This is a genomic window from Corynebacterium antarcticum (genome assembly GCF_016595285.2).
GTDB lineage: Bacteria > Actinomycetota > Actinomycetes > Mycobacteriales > Mycobacteriaceae > Corynebacterium > Corynebacterium antarcticum.
In genome coordinates this window covers 223112-247075 of sequence record NZ_JAENIP020000002.1, presented here as the reverse complement: position 1 = coordinate 247075, position 23964 = coordinate 223112, and the positions used below count along the sequence as shown (strand labels likewise).

At 62.7% G+C, this 23964-nt stretch carries 18 protein-coding genes and 1 tRNA gene; 9 read left to right on the top strand and 10 right to left on the bottom strand.

Annotation, left to right across the window (positions count from 1 at the left end; translation table 11 throughout):
• Nucleotides 1–471 carry a GatB/YqeY domain-containing protein gene (locus tag JIM95_RS05260; RefSeq protein ID WP_200257955.1) on the bottom strand — a complete coding sequence of 157 codons (471 nt, stop codon included), beginning with the start codon at nt 469–471 and terminating at the stop codon, nt 1–3.
• Nucleotides 472–506: 35 nt separating this feature from the next.
• Between JIM95_RS05260 and JIM95_RS05255 the strand changes: the two genes are divergently transcribed.
• Nucleotides 507–1421 carry a metallophosphoesterase gene (locus JIM95_RS05255; protein ID WP_200257957.1) on the top strand — a complete coding sequence of 305 codons (915 nt, stop codon included), beginning with the start codon at nt 507–509 and terminating at the stop codon, nt 1419–1421.
• An 85-nt stretch (nt 1422–1506) separates the two neighbouring features.
• A tRNA-Pro gene (locus JIM95_RS05250) sits at nt 1507–1583 on the top strand.
• 72 nt (nt 1584–1655) lie between these two features.
• Here the strand turns inward: JIM95_RS05250 and JIM95_RS05245 are convergent.
• A complete protein-coding gene (locus JIM95_RS05245) occupies nt 1656–3266 on the bottom strand; it encodes a YhgE/Pip domain-containing protein (protein ID WP_200257959.1) in 1611 nt (536 codons plus the stop codon).
• Nucleotides 3267–3507: 241 nt separating this feature from the next.
• Here JIM95_RS05245 and JIM95_RS05240 point away from each other — a divergent pair, with 241 nt between their 5' ends.
• The 6 genes from JIM95_RS05240 to JIM95_RS05215 are packed head-to-tail and all read left to right on the top strand — an operon-like array spanning nt 3508 to nt 9464.
• Nucleotides 3508–6435: a DUF4040 family protein gene (locus tag JIM95_RS05240; protein WP_200257960.1), complete on the top strand. Its 2928-nt coding sequence runs from the start codon at nt 3508–3510 to the stop codon at nt 6433–6435.
• Complete coding sequence (locus tag JIM95_RS05235) at nt 6432–6851, top strand: cation:proton antiporter subunit C (RefSeq protein ID WP_200257961.1); 420 nt, start codon at nt 6432–6434, stop codon at nt 6849–6851. The genes JIM95_RS05240 and JIM95_RS05235 overlap by 4 nt, the downstream gene beginning before the upstream one ends.
• Nucleotides 6852–6854: 3 nt before the next feature.
• Nucleotides 6855–8423 (top strand): proton-conducting transporter transmembrane domain-containing protein, encoded by a 1569-nt coding sequence (locus JIM95_RS05230; RefSeq protein ID WP_200257962.1) that lies wholly within the window; start codon nt 6855–6857, stop codon nt 8421–8423.
• Complete coding sequence (locus JIM95_RS05225) at nt 8423–8800, top strand: monovalent cation/H+ antiporter subunit E (RefSeq protein WP_200257963.1); 378 nt, start codon at nt 8423–8425, stop codon at nt 8798–8800. The genes JIM95_RS05230 and JIM95_RS05225 overlap by 1 nt, the downstream gene beginning before the upstream one ends.
• A complete protein-coding gene (locus JIM95_RS05220) occupies nt 8797–9066 on the top strand; it encodes a cation:proton antiporter (protein ID WP_200257964.1) in 270 nt (89 codons plus the stop codon). Before JIM95_RS05225 ends, JIM95_RS05220 begins: the two co-directional genes overlap by 4 nt.
• Nucleotides 9066–9464, top strand: coding sequence for a Na+/H+ antiporter subunit G (locus tag JIM95_RS05215; RefSeq protein WP_200257966.1), 399 nt, complete (start codon nt 9066–9068; stop codon nt 9462–9464). Before JIM95_RS05220 ends, JIM95_RS05215 begins: the two co-directional genes overlap by 1 nt.
• Before the next feature lie 70 nt (nt 9465–9534).
• Here JIM95_RS05215 and JIM95_RS05210 read toward each other — a convergent pair whose 3' ends face one another.
• Nucleotides 9535–10116 (bottom strand): DM13 domain-containing protein, encoded by a 582-nt coding sequence (locus JIM95_RS05210; protein ID WP_200257968.1) that lies wholly within the window; start codon nt 10114–10116, stop codon nt 9535–9537.
• A 115-nt stretch (nt 10117–10231) separates the two neighbouring features.
• Nucleotides 10232–11800 carry a catalase gene (locus JIM95_RS05205; protein WP_200257970.1) on the bottom strand — a complete coding sequence of 523 codons (1569 nt, stop codon included), beginning with the start codon at nt 11798–11800 and terminating at the stop codon, nt 10232–10234.
• Nucleotides 11801–12018: 218 nt separating this feature from the next.
• On the opposite strand from JIM95_RS05205, the gene JIM95_RS05200 reads away from it, so the two are divergent.
• Nucleotides 12019–12609: an RNA polymerase sigma factor gene (locus JIM95_RS05200; RefSeq protein WP_198738908.1), complete on the top strand. Its 591-nt coding sequence runs from the start codon at nt 12019–12021 to the stop codon at nt 12607–12609.
• Nucleotides 12610–12725: 116 nt separating this feature from the next.
• On the opposite strand, the gene JIM95_RS05195 is transcribed toward JIM95_RS05200, so the two are convergent.
• The 6 genes from JIM95_RS05195 to JIM95_RS05170 form a co-directional block, all read right to left on the bottom strand.
• Complete coding sequence (locus JIM95_RS05195; RefSeq protein ID WP_200257973.1) at nt 12726–13547, bottom strand: pilin N-terminal domain-containing protein; 822 nt, start codon at nt 13545–13547, stop codon at nt 12726–12728.
• Between the two features lie 14 nt (nt 13548–13561).
• On the bottom strand, nt 13562–14515 hold the full coding sequence (locus JIM95_RS05190) for a class C sortase (RefSeq protein WP_200257974.1): 954 nt from the start codon (nt 14513–14515) through the stop codon (nt 13562–13564).
• A 148-nt stretch (nt 14516–14663) separates the two neighbouring features.
• Complete coding sequence (locus JIM95_RS05185; protein WP_200257975.1) at nt 14664–16262, bottom strand: SpaH/EbpB family LPXTG-anchored major pilin; 1599 nt, start codon at nt 16260–16262, stop codon at nt 14664–14666.
• A 185-nt stretch (nt 16263–16447) separates the two neighbouring features.
• Nucleotides 16448–21043, bottom strand: coding sequence for a vWA domain-containing protein (locus JIM95_RS05180; protein WP_200257976.1), 4596 nt, complete (start codon nt 21041–21043; stop codon nt 16448–16450).
• 528 nt (nt 21044–21571) lie between these two features.
• Nucleotides 21572–22603, bottom strand: a complete 1032-nt coding sequence (locus JIM95_RS05175) for an aspartate-semialdehyde dehydrogenase (protein ID WP_200257980.1) — start codon at nt 22601–22603, stop codon at nt 21572–21574.
• 78 nt (nt 22604–22681) lie between these two features.
• Nucleotides 22682–23947, bottom strand: a complete 1266-nt coding sequence (locus JIM95_RS05170; protein WP_200257982.1) for an aspartate kinase — start codon at nt 23945–23947, stop codon at nt 22682–22684.
• Nucleotides 23948–23964: the final 17 nt, after the last annotated feature.

The following is a 23964-nucleotide window of genomic DNA, read 5'->3' as shown; positions in this document are numbered from 1 at the left end:
TCAGCCGCGCTGCAGTCGCTCCCTGACCGCGGTGGAGATCCGCTTGCCGTCGGCGCGGCCCGCGGCAGCGGCCTGGGCGGCTTTCATGACCTGACCCATCTGCTTCATCGTCACCGGAGCCCCGGTTTCCGCCGAGACCTCGGCCACCGCCCCGTCGAGGACGGCGGCCAGATCGGCGTCATCGAGCTGGGCAGGCTGGTAGCGCGCCAGAATGTCCGCCTCGGTCTCCTCGGCGGCGGCGAGCTCCCCTCGTCCCGCCTCCCGGTAGATCTCCGCCGACTCGCGGCGTTTCTTTATCTCGCGGGCGATCAGCCGGAGGACATCCCCGTCCCCCACCTCGTGCTTGGCGCCGCTGACGGCCTCGGTCTGGATGGCGGCGAGAAGACTGCGCAACGTGCGCTTGGTGTCCTCGTCGCGGGCCTTCATGGCTGCGGTCAGATCCGCACGGACGGCATCAGTCAACGTACTCATGCCGTCCACGATACGCTGGACAGGTGCGATTGAACATGAATCTGATCCGCCGGGCCACCCTGACCGCCACCGGTACCGCCCTCGCCGGGGGCGCCGCTCTCACGGCGTGGGGGAACCGGGAGCTCGAGAACTTCCGGCTCCACGAGGTCACCATCCCGCTGCTTCCGTCGGGAACACTGCGCGGCGAGAGCACCGACTTCCGGATCCTGCATCTCAGCGATCTGCACATGCTGCCCGGGCAGGACGCGAAATGCGAGTGGGTTTCCTCCCTCATCGACACCGACCCGGATCTCGTGGTCAACACCGGGGACAATCTCGGGGACGCGAAAACCGTTCCCGACGTCCTCCGGGCCCTCGGCCCACTGTTGAGCCGCCCGGGGCTCTTCGTCTTCGGCAGCAACGACTACTGGGCACCCCGTCCGGTCAATCCCCTCGGTTACCTCGTCGGGCGGAAACGGCCGGTCAGCGACGTAGAACTACCGTGGCGCGACCTGCGTGCCGCTTTCGTCGAGCGCGGCTGGCACGACGCCACACACGCCCGGCGCGAGTTCAAGGCGGGCCACGTACGGGTCGCCGCGGCGGGGGTCGACGATCCGCACCATGACCTGGACGACTACGCCACCATCGCCGGCCCACCGCACAGGGACTGCGATCTCGCGATCGCGCTCTCACACGCCCCGGAGCCCCGGATCCTGCAGCGGTTCGCCGACGACGGTTATCAGCTGGCCCTGTGCGGACACACACACGGCGGGCAGATCTGCCTGCCCGGTGGGCGTGCGCTGGTCACCAACTGCGGCATCAACGCACGCAGGGCCAGCGGACTCAGCCGCACCGGGCCGATGCACGTCCACGTCTCGGAGGGACTCGGCACCTCCCGCTACGCGCCGGTACGCCTGTTCTGCCCGCCCGCGGCGACACTCCTGCGGATCACGGAACTACCCTCCCGATGACTATCAAACACCGTTCCAGCTGCGGTTTTGCCCGGTACAGTCCCGTAGGCTAGAGTATTCCGGGTAGCAGGCGATGCCTGCACACCGGGATATGGCGCAGCTTGGTAGCGTGCCTCGTTCGGGACGAGGAGGTCGCAGGTTCAAATCCTGTTATCCCGACCATCACCCGGTGCGGTGGACCCAATTGAGTCCGCCGCACCGGGTTTTCTTCGTCCCCGGACTTTTCCACCCGGACTACCGTTCCGGGGGAACGTCGGTCACCGCGGGGATCGTCGCGGTGGGGTCATCCGAGGGCCGGTGCCCGGCGACCATTGATGCACTGCCGTCCCGGTCCCCGACCGGATCCCCCGGAACCGGTCCGGGGGGACAGTCCACGGTCGGGGCGAAGCGCCCGACGAGGACCCCCAGCACGACCAGGGAACCGAGTACGGCGACGGCCGTCCACAGGACCGGGCCGCTTCCACCGGTGCCGAACCCGGCCAGTGCCCCGGCCGGGTACGCCGCGGGCATCACCGCCGTGAGGAACCGCCAGAAGGCCGTCGGTTCCTCCCCCACGGAAACACCGGAGAAAACGTGGCCGAGCACACCGACCTGGGCGATCAGCCCCAGAACCAGAGCGATTCGTCCGGCGGTCCCGCCGAGGAGACCGATCACCGCACGTCCGGACACTGCGGCGGCGACGGCGGTCAACGCAACCACGAGGATCGCCCCGGTGAGCGCGACGGAGCCCGCGGGCCTGGCGACGGTGGCCACGAACACCGCACCGACAGCCGCGATTCCGGCGACCGCGAGACCCGGTGCGCCGAACGTCCGCGAGCGGGCGCCCCCCGGTTCAGCGGAGGGTCGGCTGAGCAGCCACAGGGAGGTCCCCGCGAGCCAGACGAGAAGCGCCGCGAACAGGGCGCCCATCGGTCCGACCCCGACGCCGGTGTCCAGCTGCGCGGATGCCTGTTCCACGACTCCCGGAGCAGCACCGGCGGCTCCCCTTGCCGGCAGGCCCGCCTGGATAGCGTCGATCTTCTTCTCGTTGGCCTCCGCCATCGAGCGGACGCGTTCGGCACCGTCACGGATCTCGTCGACTCCGCTCTGCAGCGCCTGTGTGCCCTCATTCAGTTCGCGGAGACCGCTGGTCAGGGAGCGGGAACCGGCGGCGGCGCTGTAGACGCCGTCGTGGAAGGGTTGCCCCGGTGTGGAGAGCTGGTTCGCGACCTCACGGGAACCGTCCCGTAGCTCATTGAGTTGGCCGAGCATCTCGGGGGCGATGCGGAAGTTGACCACCTCGACACGGAGATTGACCAGTTCCATCCGTAGCTTCGGCGCCTCCGGGTGGTCTGATTTCGCGAGGGTGGCGTCGACGTCATCGAGGATCCTGAGCAGCTCGTCCCGGGCTCCCGGCAGAGCCTCGATCTGTTCCACCGCCCGAGAGACTCCGTCGGCGACCCGGGTGGCGCCGTCCCCCAGCTGGCCGGTACCGGCCTGGAGTTGGATCAGCCCATCGGTGAGCTGCTGCGAACCGTTGACCGCGTCCGTGGCTCCCTCGGAGAGCCTCCGGCTCCCGTCGGCGAGCTCCCCGGCACCATCACTGAGTTCGCCGGTACCGGCGACGAGAAACCCCGCCTGGGTTTCGGCCTCGCCCGCGGCGCGCCGTGCCGCAACGAGATCACCACCACCCCGGACCTCCCGGCGCGCCTCACCGGGCGCGGCGGTGTCGTCCCCCTCATTTCCCACCGACGTGGACATGAGATCCGTCCCACTGACGACCGTGCAGACCGCACCCACCATCACCGGCAGGAACAGCAGCAGGGCCAGCAGGACGCGGGTGACGGTTACTCCGGTTCGGCTCATACCGTGAAATCTAGCGTCGATGCCGGGGAAGGTGATGAGCCACACCGAATGAACCACCGGGAGGTGGGCGAATCAGGGGGCTCTGAGGACCGGAAGATTCGGACCGCGTCCGCCTGCGGCGGTCCACCAGCCGCGTCGGGTGGTCGTGACCGGCTGGTATCGTCTACAAGGGTATGTCTGACCCCAGCATGATACGAATCTCCCCTCGACACTCATCAAGGAACGCAGGTGTGATGCCCAAGTGACGCTGTTCATCGTCCTCGCGTTGGCGGCGCTCGCCCTCGGGCTCGCCCCCTTCACGGTCCGTCTGTTCGACCGTCGTGCCGGCTGGCCCCTGGCGGTGATCTTCCTGATCGCCGCAGGCCTCCTGGCGCGACACATCCCCAGACTGATGGACGGGGAGGTGATCACCTACCGGCACGTCTGGGCACGGGACTTCATCGCCCCCGGGCAGGACGCCGGCTTCGCTCTCCGGGGCGACCCGTTGAGCGTGTTCTTCGCACTGCTCGCCCTCGTCATCGGCGCGATCGTCTTCATCTATTCGGCGTCCTACCTGCACAACAAGCAGTCCAACGGCAGTTTCTACGTCATCATGTCCGCGTTCATGCTCGCGGTCCTGCTGCTGGTCCTCTCCGACGACATCGTGCTGATGTTCATCGCGTGGGAACTCGTGTCCATCGGGTCGTTCCTGCTCATCGCGCGGGCCGGCTCAGCTGGTGAGGCGGGGTCGGTCCGCACCCTGGTCCTGACGTTCACCGGTGGTCTGACGCTCCTCGCGGCTCTGACCATCGCCGCGACCCAGGCCGGCACCACCGACCTCACCGACATCCTCGCCTCCGACTTCTGGACCGGAGATCCACGGTTGGGAACGGCGGTGGGTGTGCTGATCGCCATCTCCGCATTCACGAAGTCCGCGCAGTTCCCCTTCCACTTCTGGCTCCCGGAGGCGATGGCCGCCGCGACACCGGTGTCCGCGTTCCTCCACGCCGCCGCCGTGGTCAAGGCCGGCATCTACCTGCTGCTGCGCTTCTCCACCGTGATGCACGACAACCATGTGTGGAACCTCCTGCTCATCACCGTCGGCATGTTCACCGCGGTGATGGCGTCCCTGTTCGCGATCCAGAAGACCGACCTGAAGCGCCTGACGGCGTACTCGACGGTGTCCCACCTGGGCTGGATCGTCGCGACCATCGGCATCGGCACGCCCTTCGCGCTGGCCGCCGCCGTCCTCCACACACTGACCCACGCCCTGTTCAAGTCCTCACTGTTCATGCTCATCGGGGTCGTGGACCACGAGGCGGGTTCCCGCGACGTACGCCGCCTCGGTCCGCTGTGGAACCGGATGCCGTTCACCTTCACCGGCGTGCTCGTCGGTTCCCTGTCCATGGCGGCCGTCCCACCACTGATGGGCTTCATCTCCAAGGAGAGCATGCTGGAGGCGTTCACCGAGGCACCCCTGGACACCGCCGGTGTGTGGCTGCTGCTCGGGGCCGCCGGCGTGGGCGCGGTCTTCACGTTCACCTACTCGGCCCGACTGGTGTTCGGCGCCTTCGTCGACGGCCCGCGCGACATGTCGGAGATCCACGAGGCCCCGGTCCAGCTGTGGCTGCCCGCCGCACTGCCCGGCCTGGCCTCGCTGCCGCTGGCGTTCGTCGCCGCAACCCTCGACGAACCGCTCGACGCCGTCGTGGGATCGGTCACCACCGCCCCGCACCTGCACCTCGGGCTCTGGCACGGCCTGACCGTTCCGCTCGGGATCTCCGTCCTGGTGCTGGTCGTCGGTGTGCTCGGCATACTCGCGCGCAGGCGGATCCTCCCGTCCTTCGACGGGCGTGCCCTGCTACCGTTCACGGGCAACATCGCGCTGCGCCGTTTCGTCGAGCTGTGCGGGCGATGGGGCCGTACCGCCGGCCGGATGGCGGACTCCTACTCCCCTGCCCGCCACCTGCTGTACCCGCTGCTGGTGCTGATCGGTTTCGCGGCGATCGTGCTGTTCATGCCCGGCATCGACGGAGTCACCCCCGGGGCCCGGGTCGAGGGCATCGACGATCCGATCGACCTCATCCCGCTGCTCATCGTCGTGGTGTCGGTCTTCGGTCTCACCCGGGCACGCACCCGACTGGCGGGCGCGGTCCTGCTCGGCACCACGGGCGTGGGCGTCACCCTGCAGATCCTGGCGCTCGGCGCCCCGGACGTGGCACTGACGCAGTTCCTCGTGGAGACCCTCGTCGTCGTCATCATCATGATGGTGATCCGGCAGCAGCCGGAGGAGTTCCACAAGACCTCCGGACGCCGACGCACCTCCTCCGCGATCCTCGGTATCGCGACCGGTACCGCGGCATTCGCCGCCGTCATGGGCCTGCTGGGCCGGCACGAGCGCCCGGACATCGCCCTGTACTACCTCAGCAACGGCCCGGAGATCACCGGTGGGGACAACGTGGTCAACACGATCCTCGTCGAGTTCCGCGCCTTCGATACCCTGGGTGAGCTCTCTGTCCTGGGTATGGCCGGTGTCGTCATCGCCGCGGTCGTCGGTTCCGTTCCGAGGCACCCGTTCCAGCGTGGCACCCGCCCGCTGTTCCTCCCGGAATCGATCCGCAACGCACTCCCCCTGGAGCAGCTGCGGAGGTACCTCCTGCCGGTGCTCGGGATCCTGTCCTTCCTCATCTTCATGCGCGGACACAACTCCCCCGGCGGCGGCTTCATCGCCGCCCTGGTCGCGGGTGGGGCGATCATGGTCGTCTACCTCGCGTACGGCACCGACAAGCCCGTCGTCCGCCCGAACACCCCGTTCCTGCTCACCGGTACCGGCGTGCTGACCGCGGTCGGGTCCGGATTCCTCGGTTTCTTCGAGGGGTCCTTCCTCTACCCGCTGCACGGCCACATCGGCCCGGAGCATGTCAGCACCTCGATGATCTTCGACGTCGGCGTGTTCCTCGCGGTCCTCGGCATGCTCACCCTCGCGATCAACGCACTCGGCGGGTACCTGCGGCCCGGTGCCGACAGGAGACTCCTGCCGTTCCACCGGGGCGGTGAGCACCCGCTGCCGGACATTCCCGATGTGCAACCTGACCCGAAACTCGACGATCCACGCCAACCAGAGACGACGCCGGTCAGCGCGGGGAACACCGGTGAGGCCACCGGGGAGCAGAAGGGAGAGAAGCAGTGATCATCGCACTGACCATCGCGTTCCTGCTCGGCGGCGGTGTCTACCTGATCATGCAGCGGGGCATGGTGCGCATCGTGTTCGGCATGGGTCTGGTGAGCCATGCCGCGAACCTGATCATCCTCGCGACCGGCATCGGCGCCTGGCGCGGCGAACCGTTCGGTGGGCGCACCCCTCTCGATGAGGCGGCCGACCCCCTGCCGCAGGCGTTCGTCCTGACCGCCATCGTCATCACCATGGCGACCACCGCCTTCATGCTGGCGCTCGCCGCACTGGGCCGGTCCGATGACACCCGCTCCGCGGAGGACCCCGACGAGGAGTCCCCGCTGGAGACCCGTGGCCGGACAGCTGCCCCGGTCCGCCCCGGTTCCCATCGTGCGGCCCGGGTCGCCGACCGGCTGGCCAAGGAGGAGAAGTAGACAGTGAACAACGATCTTTCCTGGGTTCTCCCCCTCTTCGTCGCCGTGCCTCTGGCGGCCGCCGCAGTCGCGGTGATCGTGCCGTGGCGCGTCGTCCGTGACTTCCTCATGGTCCTTGTCCCCGGGGCCGGGATCATCGCGGGTGGGTGGCTGTTCGCCCGCACCGAGGTAACCGGCACCGTGGCGCACTCGGTCGGACTCTACGACGGTGGTGTCGCGATTCCGTTCGCCGCGGATCCGTTCGCCGCGGTGATGATCCTGACCACGTGCATCGTGGCGCTCGCCTCCAATCTGTTCGCCCTCGTCGCCGGTGAGACCCGGGCCCGGTTCTACTCCGGGCTCGCGCTGATGCTCACCGCCGGCGTCAACGGTGCTCTGCTCACCGCCGACCTGTTCAACCTCTTCGTGTTCATCGAGGTCATGCTCCTGCCGTCCTACGGTCTGATCGCCATGACCGGAACCTGGTCTCGCCTCGCGGGTGGCCGGATGTTCGTCCTGGTGAACCTGACCACCTCCACGGTCCTGCTCATCGGAGTGGCTCTCGTCTACGGCGTGGCGGGCACCGTGAACATGGCGGCACTCGCCGGCGCGGCGGCGGGCAACGGCCCCCTCACCGTGGCGATGGGTGTCGTCGTGATCGCGCTGTGCGTTAAAGCCGGTGTCTTCCCGGTGCACACCTGGCTGCCACGGACCTATCCGGGAACCTCCCCGGCGGTGATGGGCCTGTTCTCGGGTCTGCACACGAAGGTCGCGGTGTACGCGCTGTTCCGCATCTACACCGTCATCTTCGCCCTGGATGAACGCTGGTCCTGGCTCATCGCCGTCGTCTGCATGATCTCCATGCTGGTGGGTGGCTTCGCGGGTCTCACCGAGCACACCATGCGCCGCGTCATCGCCTACCAGATGGTCAACGGTATGCCGTTCATCCTGGTCGTGCTGGCGTTCGCGACGCTCGACCCGGTCCGCGCTCTCGCGGCCGGCATCCTCTACGCCCTGCACCACATGATCACGGTCGGTTCGCTGGTGCTCACGGTGGGTGCCGTGGAGGAGACCTACGGCACGGGCATGCTGACCCGCCTGTCCGGTCTGATGCGCCGCGAACCGCTCGTGTCCGCGGTGTTCGTCATGGGCGCATTCTCGGTCGTCGGATTCCCCCCGTTCTCCGGCGTGTGGGGCAAGCTCTACGTCACCCTCGCCGTCGCCCGGGAGGGTGACCTGAAGGCGTGGCTGGTCATCGCCGTGATCATCATCGCGAGCTTCGGTGCCCTGCTGTCCATGCTGCGGCTGTGGCGTGCGGTGTTCTGGGGCAAGGACATGAAGGAGGAGTTCCCGGCGACGCTGCTGGTCTCCGGATCGAAACTGGTCCCCGGCGCAGCCCTCGCCGTACTCAGCGTCGCGATGTTCTTCGGGGCCGGGGTCCTCACATCCGTGACCACGACCGCCGCGGAGGGGCTGCTCGACATCGACGGCTACCGGCAGGCCGTCCTCGGCGACTTCTCGACCGCGGTGGGAGTCGTCGACACCGGAGACGTTCCCCTGCCGAGCACTGACGTCCCAGAGGAGGTCCGCTGATGTTCCACGTGATCCGGTTCGGGGTCTGGCTGATCGGTCAGGTGTTCGCGGGAGCGCTCACCGTCACCCGCGACGTGGTGCGCCGGCACTCACACATGCACCCCATCGTGGTGGCCTACCCACTGCGGGTGACCAAGGATTGGCAGATCGCCGCCCTGTCGACCTGCATCACCATGACCCCGGGAACCCTGTCCGTCGGGCTGCGTCCTGACGCCGACGGGGACGGTCCCGAGATCCTCCTCGTGCAGGCCGTCTACGGGGCGGAGCCGGCCGAGGTGTTCGCCGGCCTGGCGGACATGGAGGAACGGATGGTGCCCTCCGTCAGGGGCATCGACCACGGTGCGCCCGGTCAGGGCGCCGGAGAGGAGAACCGATGAGTGTACTGACCATCATCGCCGTGGTGTGCATCGTGATGATGTCCCTGGCACTGATGTCCAGCCTGGCACTGCTGCTGAAGGACGGCGGGGACGCGACCCGGGCGGTACTCGCGGACAAGGTCTTCTACACGATGATCGCGATCTTCGTGACGTGGACGATCATCAACCCGACGTCGATCTCCTACGAGATCCCGCTGCTCGCCGGCCTCCTCGGCCTGCTGACCACCGTGTCCTTCGCCCGCATTCTGTCGAAGGGACGACGATAATGACCTTCACCGAGATCATCATCAGCCTGGTCCTCCTGTTCGCCGCGTCGATGACGCTGGTCACCGCCGCCGCGCTGTGGCGTGCCCCGGACGCCTTGACGCGGGCGAATCTCCTGGGCCCGACCATCGGTGTCGCGCTGCCGCTGATCATCTCCGCACACCTGCTGCACGACTGGTCGACGAACGGTTTCGTCGCCACGGATCTGCTGCGAGCCTGTGTCGCGATCACCGGACTGCTCGTCATCGCCAGCGTGTCCACGTTCTACATGGGACGTTCCATCTTCGCCGTGGAGGACCCGGAGGTGATCACCGTCGAGGCACTGCGCACGGGTGACCACGGAAAGCGGGGGACGGATCCCGCCGGAACTGACGGGGGTTCCCCGGATCCATCGGCCTAGGACGACGAAAGAAGGCTCCCCCACCAGGGTTTTCCGGTGGGGGAATCTCGCGTTGTTCCGGTGGTTGCGGTCAGATCGTGGACAGCTCCGCGGCACCGAACGCCGAGCTGAAGCGCTCGCACCAGATGACCACGCTGTTCGCCGTACCCAGATCGAGATCGGCCGGGATGGCGTAGTTCTGGTTGCCGTGCGTGGCCTTGAGTGCCCCGAGGGTCACGTATCCCGCATCTCCCAGAGCAGAGTAGTCACCGGAGGCCGGGGTGAGGACGACCCTGAGGTCCGGACCGTCGAGACTCGCCAGATCCTCCAGTCGCAGGACACGGGAGCCGTCCGGGAGCTCCGCGATGAGAGCGGTACCGGAGGTGTCGTGATCCACGGAAATGAACTGTCCCCGCTTCACCTCGACCGGTTGAGCGGGTTCCACCGTGTCCGCGTCGGTCGGATCCATGTCTTTCCCGGTGGTGGCCGTCTCGTCCTGGGAGGCGGTGGCGACGGTTTCTCCGGGTGCCGGGAACGCCTCATCGACACTGGATGAGGTGAAGGCACGCCACGGCTGGGTGAGTGCCAGGGCGACGCCTATGGCGATCACGAGAATCAGGGCGACCAGGGCGATGTAGACTGGTTTTCTGTCGGAACTATTTTTCAGGGGCATATCCACTGCAACCATAGATGACGCATCCGCATTCCCGGATGCGCAGGTTTTCTTTCCCCACCACGGGGAACGGCCCCGCGACCGGGGTCGTGGGGCCGTCTCCGATACGCCAAAACTAGCTGGAGGCGTCGGAACGCAACTCACGCACGCGGTTGCCGAGCCATCCGTCGACATTGGTCCAGTACTCGTAGACCTGCTTCTCCACCTCACCGGTGATGCCGTCCATCGTGCGGGCGATGTTGCCCGCGAGACGCTCACGGGCGGCGTCGTCCATGACCTCGCGGACGAGGGTGCCGGCCTGGATGAAGTCGTCGTCCTCGGGATGCCGGACGTAGGCGCCACGGGTGAAGTCGGTGCCGTGGGTGCTGTCCCACAGGCCGAGGTCACCTGCGGTTCCGACGGTGACACCCGAACCGGAGGTCTCCCCACCGTCGTCCAGATACCCTGCCTGCCGCTCCGTCTGGTTCGGGCTGTAGACGGGCTGCTCCGGAGCGTCGAACTCGTAGGTCATCGCGCCGTCCTTGGAGTAGCTGTTGACCGGGCAGACGGGCCGGTTGACCGGCAGCTGCTCACTGTTCGCACCGACGCGGTAACGGTGGGCGTCCGCGTAGGCGAAGCCGCGGGCGATGAGCATCTTGTCCGGGGAGAACCCGATGCCGCGGACCAGGTTGGAGGGGGCGAATGCGGCCTGCTCGATCTGGGCGAAGAAGTTGCGCGGGTTGCGGTTGAGCGTGAAGTGGCCGACGTGGATGAGCGGGTAGTCCTTCTGGGACCAGGTCTTGGTGAGGTCGAAGGGGTTGAAGCGGTAGCTCTCCGCCTCATCGACCGGCATGATCTGCACCTTGACGTCCCAGGTCGGGTAGTCGCCGTTCTCGATCGCGTTGTAGAGGTCCTCGCGGGAGGAGTCCGGATTGGCGGCGACGGTCTCCGCGGCCTCTGCGTCGGTGAGGGTCTCCCATCCCTGCCGGGTCTTGAAGTGGTACTTCACCCAGAAGCGCTCACCGGCCTCGTTGACCCACTGGTAGGTGTGGGACCCGAATCCGTCCATGTGGCGGAAGTCCTTCGGGATACCGCGGTCACCCATCAGGTAGGTGACCTGGTGGGCGGATTCCGGGGTGCGGGTCCAGAAGTCCCACCGCATGTTCCAGTCCTGCAGTCCGCTGCCGGGCATGCGCTTCTGGGAGTGGATGAAGTCGGGGAACTTGATGCCGTCGCGGATGAAGAAGACGGGGGTGTTGTTTCCGACGAGGTCGTAGTTGCCCTCGGTGGTGTAGAACTTCAGCGAGAATCCGCGAACGTCACGCAGTGCGTCGGCGGAACCCTGCTCGCCCGCGACCGTCGAGAAACGGGCCAGCATCGGGGTGACGGTACCGGGCTGGAAGAGGGCGGCGCAGGTGTACTTCGAGACATCCTCGGTGACGGTGAGCTCACCGAAAGCGCCGGATCCCTTGGCGTGGACGACGCGCTCCGGGACGCGCTCACGGTTGAAGTGGGCGAGCTTCTCCACGAGGTGGAAGTCGCGCAGGTCGATGCTCCCCTGTCGTCCCTGGGTCACGGAGTGGTTCTCACTGGGCACGGGGGCTCCGGCGAGACTCGTCGTGGAACCGTGGGCGACCGGGCACTGTCCGGCGGACACGATGTCGTCGACGGTCGGCTCGGGGGTGTTGCCGTTCTGGTTGGTCATGCGGGTGTGTCTCCTCGACTGGGCTGGGCTGAGGGATAGGTCAAGCAACCCTTAGGTTTACCTATCGGTCGCTTCTGACTCAAAGTCTATGCCATTTAATTACGGTGCGCCAGAGATATGACCAAATACCAACTTTCGGAGGATGCACGCTTCCGCCACACTCGATCGGGGCGCCCGGAGACATGGAGACGCACCTGTGCGCTGGTATATTCCGGGATGTGAAGTCATCAGGTGAGAGCGATCGGGCGCAGCGGGACGCGCAGGTCACCGAGCTGGCTCTCAGGGCCGGCCGCGGCGACCGCACCGCCCTGGCCGAGTTCGTCTCCGCCACCCAGGGCGACGTCTGGCGCCTGCTCGCACACCTCGGCGGCCCCGACATCGCCGACGATCTCACCCAGGAGACCTATCTCCGTGTCATGGGCGCACTCCCCCGGTTCGCCGCGCGGTCCTCGGCCCGTACCTGGATCCTCTCTCTGGCGCGTCGCGTCTGGGTGGACAACATCCGCCACGACATGGCCCGCCCCCGGAAGTCCGCGGTCGAGTACCAGGACGCGGCCGCGGGGGCGGCGAGCTCTGATTCATGGACCGAGTGGGTCGACGCGCGCATGCTGATCGACGCCCTCCCCGAGGACCGCCGCGAGGCTCTGATCCTCACCCAGGTGCTCGGCTACACCTACGAGGAGGCCGCGAAGATCGCCGGCGTCCGTACGGGCACGATCCGTTCCCGGGTCGCTCGGGCGCGCGCGGACATAGCCGCTGCGGTGCTGGATGACGATGATTCGGCCACGGTCACCGAGCACGTGAACTGACCGTCACCACCGGCGTACCGATGCTGCGACCGCCGATGGAGCGACCGCGCGAGTACGTCCGATGGGATGTGCCCGCGCGGTCGATTGACCGGTGAGTCCGCGGGGGACTCACCCACCTATTCTCCGGAGGTCCGCCTGCGGCGGAGCAGGAAGAAACCGAGGACCATCGACAGGATACCGATCAGGGAGATCGCCAGAACGTCCGCTCCGGTGTTCGGGAGATAACTCGCGATACCTTTCGACGGGCCCGTCTCATCCACCGGGCCACCGGGTACCGTGCCCGAGGTGGGCCCGTCGGAGGAGGAGTCGGCACCCCCGGAAGACGATCCTCCGGGAACGGGGATCGGTACGGGGATGGGGATGATCCCATCGGACGAACTTCCTGACGATCCCGGAATCGGCTCGTGGGGCTTGTTCTTCGGTGTGATGGTGACCTCGTAGGCCCAGGAACTGCCCTCCGCATCCGCGACCGGAAGCGTGATGAGGAACGGTGCCGAGATCCGGAATTCCTTCGACGGATCGGCGGGTGGCGTCTCCCGTACCCGATAGAGCCCCTGGGGGAGATCGCTGAATACGGCGTTCCCGTCGGTGTCCGTCACAGCGGAGAAACGGTCGAGAATCTCCGCGGACTCTGTGTCTTCGACACTGAGCGTCCTGAAGCTGTCCCACACCAGCGGGTCTCCCAGTGAGTAGCCGCCGAGGCGTTCCAGGGTGAAGGTGGCTCCGGCGACTCCGCCCGGTGGGAGCTCTCCGGGGGGAACATCGTTGAACGGGTTGGGAGCCGCCTTGTGGATGGTCAGCTGGACGGAGCGTCCGGCCTGGATGCCGTCAACCGACAGTCCCGCGTCGTTGCCGGTGACGACCTCCGCGTGTGCCGAGGGGACCATTGCCGCCGAGAGTGTCGCAGCCAGGAGGACGGCGGCGGTGCGTGTTTTCATCGTCGATGCAGATTTCACTGTTTCACCGGTTCTTTGTCGTCATTACGTGAAGCGGCGTGCCTACCGCGGGTCGTGGCCCTCGAGCCGAACAATGCCCTCCAGAGCCAGACGAAGAGGAAGATCAGCGCGAGCGCTGCTGCGGCGATGGCCGCGATCATCCACCACTGCCACACGATGCCTCCGGTCTCCCGGAAGGCTTCCTGCTCCTCGGCCGGATCAAGGGGGACCCGTGTCCCGCGGACCAGGAGGCGGTGCGAGTTGATCCCGTAGGGGGTGCAGGTGACCAGGGTGACGAGATCCCGGCCCGGGACCGCGCGCAGATCGTCGACCTCCTCCGGCAGAACGACCTTGATCTGGTCCACCTGGTATTTCATACGCTCACCGAAGGTATTCAGGTAGAAGGCGTCCCCTTCCTTCAGCCTGGTGAGGTTGTCGAAGAGGGTGGCGTTGGTCAATCCGGTGTGGCCGGTGAGAACCGCGTGGGTCCCCTCTCCGCCGACGGGCAGGGCGGAACCGAAGAGGTGCCCCACGCCCTTCTCGAGGGTCCGGTCGTCGGAACCGTGATAGACCGGAAGATTGATCTCGGCTTTGGGGACGACGATCTGCGCCATCGCGAAATCTGTGTTCAACTGATCCAGATATTCCTGGTACGCAGCGTTGTCTTCGCTCACTCGGGCGAGCCAGGGATCCAGGATCGGTCCGTTGATGTGCTCGTTGTTGTACTGGCGGGCACGCTCAACCTGTTCGCTGAGTTTCTCGGGGCTCTGCTCCTGGATGACCTCCGAGTAGCGTCTCGCGACGTCCGCCTGGCGGTAGTTGTTCCATTGTGTGGACACGACCGGGTAGATCAGGATGGCCACACCCGCGATGACCAGGAGAATCGGGAGCAGGATCGCGGAAAGTTTCCTCCCGGGCTTGTCCACGGAGTTCTCTCCGGCCGAGACTTCGGTAAGTACTTCTTGCGCCATCAACTACTCCAGATCAGTGAACCAACTAAAAGTGGTGGGGATCAGAGGCTCCCCACGAGCCTTCTCCCGTGGGTACGGCGAGGTAGCCGTACCCACGGGCCCTCGGTTTCACCGGGACCGGCGGAACCGAGGGTTCAGTGACGCAGGGTCACTGGGACTTGCGGGATGCGCGCTTCGCGGCGAACGCACCGAGCCCGAGGATCGAGGCACCGAGTGCCATCAGCAGGCCCACACCGGCGCCACCGGTGGAGGGCAGCTTCGAGGACGTGGACTTGAGGTTGGTGATGTTCACGTCGACGGCGGTTGCGTCCTGCCCGATGGTCCTGACGTCCACGACGACCGGCTCAACGAGCAGTTCGTAACCCTTGGGTGCCTTGACCTCTTCAAGGCAGTAATTGAAGTCATCGCCTTCACCGGGGACGATGACGGACTTTATTGTGGCCACTCCGGCATCGGTGGTCCAACTGTCTTCGCCACCGACGGTGAGTGCCTCAGACACGTAGTGGTCCTTGTCCGTGCAACGGTAGATCTTGAATTCCGCACCGGAGAGGTTCTCGCTGGAACCCTCGCCGGTCTTGTTGATCTTGATGTTCGCCCAGCGGCTCTCAACCGCGGGGCTTTCACCGGATGTGGTGCCCGTGGGCTTCTCCGGGGTTTCGGTGGGGACCTTGCCAGCGGGGTCCTCCGAGGCATTACCAGACGTCTTTTTCTTCAGCTCGTAATTGGCCTTACCGACGTTAGCTGCTTTACCGTCTCGCCCTGCTTCGATCTTCTGAACCTCGACGGGGAGAACGGCACTTACGATGGCGTTATCGTCAGCATCCCGAAGTTTGACGAGGCCCCCGTTGGTGAAGTTGATCGCGACGTCCTCGTTCCCGCCCTCTCTGTCATTCGATTTTGTAACGACGTAATCGTCACCCTCCGTCAGAGTCTGATCGCCGATCTTGACGATGACCTTGTTGTCTTTTTCGTTCTTGAGGCGAAGCTCATCGGGGAGGGAATCCTCGAAATTGAAGAAGGTCAGGTAGGAGCGCTCCTTGTCGAACGGGGGGCGATTCGTCTTCAGGGTGTACTCGAGGACGTCACCAGCGTTGGCGTCCTCGCCACCGGAGATTTCCTTGGTCACGGTCATCTTGGTGTTCTTGGGGTAGGCGACGACATCGTAGTTCCATCCGGTGCCCTCCGGGTCGGTCATCGGCAGGAATACGATGAAATCGTTGCCCTTGACGACACCCTGGGGTGCGCTGGTTTCCTTGACGAGGTACGCGCCGGGGGTGATGGCGTCCTCATCCGTGGAGAACGTCACGGAACCACTACCATCGCTGGTGGTCTTGGTGTGGACAGGGCCGACCAACAACTCTTGTTTCTCATCCGGGGAGGTCAGCGCGTCCGGAGTCAGCGCGGCAGCGGCCTGGAAGCCCTCCTTGGTGGTGATATCCTTGTTGATCTTCTGAATGGAGAACGTCACGCCTCCGAGCGCCGTACCGTTGACCTTGGGATCTTCCTTACCGTTGGGGTCGTTGGTGGTGTTGGCGTTGAGCCGCTTGTTGATTGTCAGGCTGACCTTGTGGTTTGCGTCGATTCCGCTGCTGTAGGCGCCGGTGCTGGCCTCGGGGACCGAGACGTTCGTCTCGGGCTCGGGCTCGTCTGCGAATGCGGCGGGGGCGCCGATGGATGCGGTGGCGAAAGCCAGCGCGATGACGGTGGCCTGGGTCGCAGCGCGGAGCGTGCGGGTGTTGTTCTTCATGATATTGCCTTTCTGTGCCCCTGCGGGGCCTGCCCAAGTGGGCTGGGTTTGTGCGATCGTTTCGCTCGTGTCTTGCTGGACCGGTCTTGTACCACCGGGCCGGATGAATCTACCTGAACTCGAATGCGGTTCCGGCAACAGCTGGTCCAGCACGTTGCCTGAAGAATACGGGTGCGTTCACGGGATCAGGCCGTTCGCTGTCGGCGGGATATGAACAGTGCTCCGGCGAACAGGATCAGTGCGCCCAAACCGAACGGGGCGATGCCGAGACCTCCGGATTTCGGCAGTTTTCCGTCGAGGGACTTCAGTTGGATGGCCCAGGCGGAGTCGGAGGCCTGGATGTCGCCGATGAAGTCCTGCCGGAATGTCGCGTTCACGGTGGCGGTGTCCACGTGGTAGCTGTCATCGTTGTACCTCATGGCGGACGGGTTCGAGGCATTCCACCAGCAGGTGATGGACTCACCTCGACCGAGAGCCGCTGCAGGACTGACGGCGGCTTCGGGTCCGCTGACGTTCACGGTTGCGCTCTTATCGCACTGCATTTCCCCGATATTCATGCGCTCACCGCTGTCCGCGTTCTCGCCGTACCGGTCGCTGACGATGAAGCTCGCGATGTCACCATTTCCATCGTTGGTAACCCGGTAGGAGATTTTCACGGTCGGCGCACCGGGGATGACTGCCGCGGCAGTCTCATTCGAGTCAGCCCCTTCGTCGTTGATGAGTTTCTCAAACCCAATACTGGTAATCAAAAGGTCGATACATGCGGAGCCTGTGGTCTCATCACCTTCGAGTTGAACGAAGTTTGCGAGACCGTGATGACCCTGATTGTTGGGGGAGCACTCGAGATTGTCGGATAGGGCGTCAATTCCGTTATCCGCGGCAACCTCGTATGAAACGATCACGTCTATTGTTGCGCTGATGTCAGTATTACCCTCCGCGCTTCCGAGCACACTGTTGAAATTCGACGCCTCCAGCTTGAAGGTACCGTCACCACGATCTTCGAAGTCAACGAGCTCTTCGTCATTCTTCAGCAGTTTTTGGCTGGAACCTTCAATGCCACTCGGCGTGTTTCTCGCTCTGATCGACCTAACCTTCAATCCGTCCATCGGAGTAGGTGACTCAATGATCGATTCCGGAATAGCCGCAGCAGCCGAGTTATTAGTGATCTTAACCCGGTAGGTCGCTTCGAAGGACTCGCCCTTCCGCAACTTTCCTTCGCGTCCTTGGACCGCGACACGCTCGGAGGAGCCGGACTTCTCGATGGCAAAAGAAGCTGGGGGAAGCCTGACCCAGGCTTTATCTGAAACTTCCTGGCCAATTATGGTGTCACTAGTCGGATAATTCTGATCACCAAAGACAGATTGCTCGGGCGCTTCGAGATTGTAAGTCGGTATCACCTTCACGACGTCGCCGTGAATGAGATCGTGGATATCGTCGCTATCTATTTCTGAAATATCCACCATCCCTGTACAGGTCACGGATTTTCCGACACCGAGCCCCGTGTCAAAACTAATTCGGGTTTCTTCTTCACCGGTTGTCACAGTCGATTGAACATCGCCACCTTCACAAATCAGATTCTTAACTGGAACGAGACGTTCGGTTGGCTTACCATGTTCATCGAGCGTGTAGTCTCGGACCGAGACCGATTTAACGTCGGGAGATGGAAGATTTCCCTTATTTTCCCGGATAAACTTTCTCCCTGACGAACTATTATTAGTTATTACATACGATACCTTGAACGAATCTTTCCCTTCGGGGTTCGAGATGGTTTTGTTGTTCTTTTGGTCACCGGGAGACATATCGGAGGATACTGCTGTCCCCTCATCGTTGATCTTCTTTGTCACGGTGCTATCAGCACGAACCAAAGAATAGCAGACGTCTAAGTATCCTTTTTCCACAGGAGCGTAATTTTCTCCTGTAACCACATCCACCGTATTGTACAAACCACGGTTCTCGTTCGATGCGGTTCGGTTCCGTACCGCATTACATACGTATCTGTCGTCCGCATGTTTAGCTGGACGGTCGAGGACACTCTCGACTTTGTACGTGACCTCAAGACGGAAGTTTCCCTTATGACGAGCCTTCATGATGTTGATTTGATCGGTCCGCAGGGTCCACGCGGTGTCATTATCACTACCCGCTAAAACGGCGCCATCACCGACGATCAAATCATGCTGCCTCGTCATTCCCTGATCGTTAATGAGACTCTGCGTGAAATCACGGTCGTAAGCGCGCACGCTCATGACCTTCAACCCCGGTGCCGGTTTAGGAATATCGACGATGTCAGGGAATCCACTGTCTACGTAACCATTGTTTGTCAAAATGATATTATAGTCTGCGTTAAATGTTTGACCGACGACACCGTTGACAGTTCGTGGGACTCCGCCTACATATGACTTGAAGATCACAAGACCGGGTTGCGCTTTCGCCCACGCAGAATCGGTAGCTTCTGCAAAATTCTCCGATTTTTGCTCACGTTTTGCGACGACCTTGCCTGTATTACCGAAGTACTTATCTTTGCTCGCCGCCCCGCCATCACTTTGAAAATTTAGATCTACGATCTGGAAGGAGTTGTCTCCTTCCTTCCGGCAAAACATTTTTTCTCCCGGAGCGAGGGGATTTCCGGGAATGATCACCACTGTTTTATCCTCATCGTTGCGGAAATTAACGGTATCTCTCGCGCCGCAGCGAAGCCCTTGGAGCGAAATCGGCTTATTAGCCCGATCATCTTCCGCACCGATTTGCTTATCTGTAAGCTCTAAATATCCGAGTGGAGCAGCCCCGGTGTTTTTGATTTCGAATTCTACATCGAGATTAGCGTTTACCTTACCAAGATCTAGCGCATCGCCCTTTTCATCTGCGTCTACGTACCTACCACCAAGACCCACTCGTTTTTTGAGTTCAAGATCAATTTTAGCCGGAGCATTTACAACATCACAAGAATAACGTGCACCACGACTAATAGGTCTAATTTCGAATGAATTTGGATCCTTCACATCAGGAAATACTATTGAGCCAGGAACTCGATTCCCGTCACGGTCATATTGTGTACAGGAAACACCCAGGGTGTCAGAAGAATATTGAATGGCATAGCCATCTTTAGGCTCTTCTGTCAATTTGAACGTTGAGCCAATCGATGTCCCATCGTCAGAAATAACCTTAAAAATTGCCTGTCCATCAGAGTCGGTTTTCTTCGTTACAGAAGATACCCCACCATTATCGTCAATCGCTTTCTCAGCAGTAAATGTCCAACCGGATTTAGAAACTGTGGGATCATTATTATTTTTTGAATCAACAATCTTTTTATTCAACAAGACTGTACTTTCACAACCGCGCGTTTTCTCGGCAAGAACCCGGGACAATTCATCGAAAGAATTAATTTGGATGCCTGTTCCGGTTGAGGAAAGGCTGTCAGTCATTCGTTTTTCATTAGTAATTGCTTTAGTTTGAATGATTTCTTTAGATCCGTTAATTGAAACAGTACACGCATTATACGTATGAAGGTTCGGGATTCCGCGGTAATTGTAAGTCAGGTTTTTGTCACACTGGACTCTATTTAACTCGGATTGATTTAGCGAAAACTTATTCGAGCCCTTCCCACCGTTATCTTCATAGTCAACTCCGGTCGGTCGCTGACTTGGGTCAACAAAAACGCTTGGGGAGGTCTTACCGTTCGCCCAATCTATTTTGTCGCACCCTCTCGATTTACAATAGGGAATCTGTACTTCTGCTCCACTGTTTCTCCCTACAAATACGGGAATAACGTTGGTTCCCGAAGCTGCGAGCTTTTCACTCTGAATCTGAGCAGCTTTGAGAGCAACAATGTTGGCGACTCCGTGGTTCTGGTTCCAACTCGGAGGCTTGTTAGGAACCCCATCAGTAATGAAGAATACTGCATCATAGTCTTTATTTTGAACCTGTTGAAGACCCGCTTCCCAGTTAGTTGCGGATCTGGGATCGGTATCGGGGTAATTTGGTGCTTTCAGCTTGTCAATTTTACTGATCGCCTCCGACGCGTTTTCGTCAGACATAACTTTCGGCTCCATTGTTGCACTTTCAACAATATTTGCCTCCCCTGCAAAATTATAGAGGCCGAGCACTGTCGGAGTATTCCTTAATCTATTTACAATCTCTTTTGCGCTGATTTTTAACTTGCCAATTCCGTCATTGTCGTTCATACTTCCCGACACATCAAATACCATAGCAATCTTCAGACCACATTCCTTCGCGGGGTCATGATAGGTACCACTGCGTGCTGCCCGGACGTCGAATCTCGGTACGACGGGTTCATTCTCACGAATGAGACGCTCGGCATCTATGAATTCAAGCTCGTCCGGATGCGCGAGATAGTATTCCCGGAATTCCGAGGCCTCATCCGTCGGCCAGTTCGCCAATGCGTCCTCATACTCCTGCGGGAGGCGCTCGGCGGGCTTCGGTGCCTGCAGCTCCGGCGCGTTGAATTCGGTCGCGGTGTCGATGACCGACGGTTCATCTTCGGGGAGGTCGCCTGTCTCTGTTCCAACTTCCCCGTCATCAGTCTGCGGTACGTCAGACACGTCGTTCACCCGGGAAGCTGGAGCCGACCCCTCTGACTCAACGTCCACGGCTGCCGCTTCGGACCGGTGAGAGGCCTGAGCCTCAACCGCGGAGGCGTTCTGGGGGGACATCTGCACTGCCACGATAGCGACCAGCAGAGCCACCGCAGAAACCAGCACCAGGGCTCGTTTCATCATGAAGGTGACTCCGTCCGCAAAAAAGTTGCGGTCCTGTTGCTCACTCAAAGTTTCTGTGCCTTTCGACGTGTCCGCCGATGCTGACTGGCGGTCCGATTGCTTTCGTTCAATTGTCTTTCACTTTCCGATGGAGAAGATCCAGCGGAAAGTGTTTGTTCCGCTATTTGTTTTGCATGGCGGACATTATCGCGGTGCTACACGTAATGTGCAGCCGGGGAACATGACACGAAATTATATGCTTAATCATAGCTTTAATCCCGCTCAGGGCCAAGATGTTACATCGAGCCGGAGGGAACGGACCGTCCCCATCCGGCGGAGATACTGAAAAGGCACTATTTTTATTCTCTTAACCTGCACGTTTAGGCATACAACAAAAGGACCACCCTTTCTACACGCCAATGACAACGAGTCCGTTCTTCGCCGGCAAGCTTAATAGTCACATTAAGATACAGTTAAGAATAATGTGCCGTATCATGAAGGAGCCACCCCACGGATCGCCTTTGTCGGCTGCATCCAAGTAAATGCCGCGAAAAAGCGCCGCTCCGGTCAGGAACGGCGCTACGGTAAAAATGGCGGTCAGACCAGCAGCTCCGCGATCTGGACGGTATTCAGGGCCGCACCCTTACGCAGGTTGTCGCCGGAGACGACGAGCACCAGGCCCCGGTTGTCGTCGACGGTCTGATCCTGACGGATCCGACCGACGAGGGAGTCGTCGCCACCTGTGGCGGCGAGCGGGGTGGGCACGTCGACGATCGTGACTCCGGGTGCATCCTCGAGAAGACGGGTCGCTTCCTCAGGGGTGATGGACCGGTCGAACTCGGCGTGGATGGTCAGGGTGTGTCCGGTGAATACCGGGACACGGATGCAGGTACCGGAGACCTTCAGCTCGGGGATGCCCAGGATCTTCCGGGACTCGTTGCGCAGCTTCTGCTCCTCGTCGGTCTCACCACTGCCGTCGTCGACGTAGTTGCCTGCGAGGGCCACCACGTTGAACGCGATCGGGGCGACGTAGGGGGCGGTGTCCGCGGGGGCGACGGCCGAGGGGTCGAGGGCCAGGGAGGTGGAACGGGAGCCGACCTCCGCGACCTGATTCGCCAGAGCCTCCACCCCGGCGATACCGGAACCCGAGACAGCCTGGTACGAGGAAACGTGCAGCCGGTTCAGGCCTGCGGCGTCGTGCAGCGGCTTGAGCACCGGCATGGCGGCCATCGTGGTGCAGTTCGGGTTCGCGATGATTCCCTTGACCACGTTCTCCTTGGCCTCCGGGTTCACCTCGGAGACGATCAGCGGGACCTCGTCGTCCTTACGCCACGCGGAGGAGTTGTCCACCACGGTGACGCCTGCCGCGGCGAACACCGGGGCGTACTTCTTCGAGGTGGATCCACCCGCGGAGAAGAGCGCGATGTCGATCCCCTTCAGGGACTCCTCGGTCACTTCGGCGAGGTCCTCGACCTCGATCTCCTCGCCACGGAACGGCAGCTTGGTGCCGGCGGAGCGGGCGGAGGCGAAGAAACGTATGTTGTCCAGCGGGAAGTCGCGCTCCTCGAGGATGGCGCGCATGACGCGGCCGACCTGTCCGGTTGCGCCGACGACGGCGACGGTGGTCATGAGATCAGAAACTCCTTAGTGCTACATGGTGACGGCCGGTCCGGGGAGCCCCTCGGTGGCCGGTGAAGCGGATATTTTTCAGCGCCCGGTACCGGCGTAGACGGTGGCTTCGGTGTCGCCGCCCAGTTCGAACGCGTCGTGGAGGGCGCGTGCCGCGGTCTCGACGTCGGTCTCGCGGATGAGCACCGAGATGCGGATCTCCGAGGTGGAGATGAGCTCCAGGTTGACGCCGGAGTCGCGCAGTGCCTCACAGAACACGGCGGTGACGCCGGGATGGGACTTCATCCCTGCACCGACGAGGGAGACCTTGCCGATCTGGTCGTCGTACAGGACGTTCTCGCAGGCGCCCTCGGACTGGAGCTTCTTCAGCAGCTCCATCGCCCGCGGCCCGTCGGCGCGCGGGCAGGTGAAGGTGATGTCGGTGCGGTTGTCCTCCAGGGAGGAGATGTTCTGCAGCACCATGTCGATGTTGATCTCGGCGTCCGCCAGAACCCGGAACACACGGGCGGCCTCGCCCGGGGAGTCGGGGATTCCGAGAACGGTGACCTTTGCCTCGGAGAGGTCGGTTGCGACGCCGGTGAGAACTGCTTCTTCCACGGGAATATCCTCCATTGAGCCGGTCACGAGCGTGCCGGGGTCGTTGCTGTAGGACGAGCGTACCCGGATCGGGACGCCGAATGCACGGGCGTACTCGACGCTGCGCAGCACGAGGATCTTGGATCCCACCGCCGCGAGTTCGAGCATCTCCTCGAAGCACAGCTGATCGAGTTTGCGGGCGTTCTTCACGATGCGGGGATCCGCGGTGTAGACACCGTCGACATCCGAATAGATCTCGCAGACGTCGGCCCCCAGGGCCGCTGCGAGTGCGACGGCGGTCGTGTCCGAGCCACCCCGCCCGAGAGTGGTCACGTCGCGGGTGTCCTTGTTCACACCCTGGAAACCGGCGACGAGACAGATCCAGCCCTCGTCGAGGGCCTCACGGACACGGTCGGGCGTGACGTCGACGATGCGGGCGTTACCGTGGCGCTCCGTCGTGAGCACACCGGCCTGCGATCCGGTGAAGGACTGCGCCTTCGCACCGAAGGACTCGATGGCCATGGCCACCAGCGCGTTCGAGATCCGCTCGCCGGCCGTGAGCAGCATGTCCATCTCCCGAGCGGGAGGAACGGGATTGACCTGTGCGGCCAGATCCAGGAACTCATCCGTGGTGTCGCCCATCGCGGAGCAGACCACGACGACGTCGTTTCCCTGCTTCTTCGTGGCGACGATCCGTTCAGCCACGCGCCGGATGCGCTCGGCGCTCTCCAGCGAGGACCCACCATATTTCTGGACGATCAGTGCCACCGCGTCACCTCTCGGGT

What these genes read in the sequence shown, in the direction of transcription:
- JIM95_RS05260 (WP_200257955.1), bottom strand. Translation starts at nt 471, where the DNA reads ATGAGTACGTTGACTGATGCCGTCCGTGCGGATCTGACCGCAGCCATG.
- JIM95_RS05255 (WP_200257957.1), top strand. Translation starts at nt 507, where the DNA reads ATGAATCTGATCCGCCGGGCCACCCTGACCGCCACCGGTACCGCCCTC.
- JIM95_RS05245 (WP_200257959.1), bottom strand. Translation starts at nt 3,266, where the DNA reads ATGAGCCGAACCGGAGTAACCGTCACCCGCGTCCTGCTGGCCCTGCTG.
- JIM95_RS05225 (WP_200257963.1), top strand. Translation starts at nt 8,423, where the DNA reads ATGTTCCACGTGATCCGGTTCGGGGTCTGGCTGATCGGTCAGGTGTTC.
- JIM95_RS05220 (WP_200257964.1), top strand. Translation starts at nt 8,797, where the DNA reads ATGAGTGTACTGACCATCATCGCCGTGGTGTGCATCGTGATGATGTCC.
- JIM95_RS05215 (WP_200257966.1), top strand. Translation starts at nt 9,066, where the DNA reads ATGACCTTCACCGAGATCATCATCAGCCTGGTCCTCCTGTTCGCCGCG.
- JIM95_RS05210 (WP_200257968.1), bottom strand. Translation starts at nt 10,116, where the DNA reads ATGCCCCTGAAAAATAGTTCCGACAGAAAACCAGTCTACATCGCCCTG.
- JIM95_RS05205 (WP_200257970.1), bottom strand. Translation starts at nt 11,800, where the DNA reads ATGACCAACCAGAACGGCAACACCCCCGAGCCGACCGTCGACGACATC.
- JIM95_RS05195 (WP_200257973.1), bottom strand. Translation starts at nt 13,547, where the DNA reads ATGAAAACACGCACCGCCGCCGTCCTCCTGGCTGCGACACTCTCGGCG.
- JIM95_RS05190 (WP_200257974.1), bottom strand. Translation starts at nt 14,515, where the DNA reads ATGGCGCAAGAAGTACTTACCGAAGTCTCGGCCGGAGAGAACTCCGTG.
- JIM95_RS05185 (WP_200257975.1), bottom strand. Translation starts at nt 16,262, where the DNA reads ATGAAGAACAACACCCGCACGCTCCGCGCTGCGACCCAGGCCACCGTC.
- JIM95_RS05175 (WP_200257980.1), bottom strand. Translation starts at nt 22,603, where the DNA reads ATGACCACCGTCGCCGTCGTCGGCGCAACCGGACAGGTCGGCCGCGTC.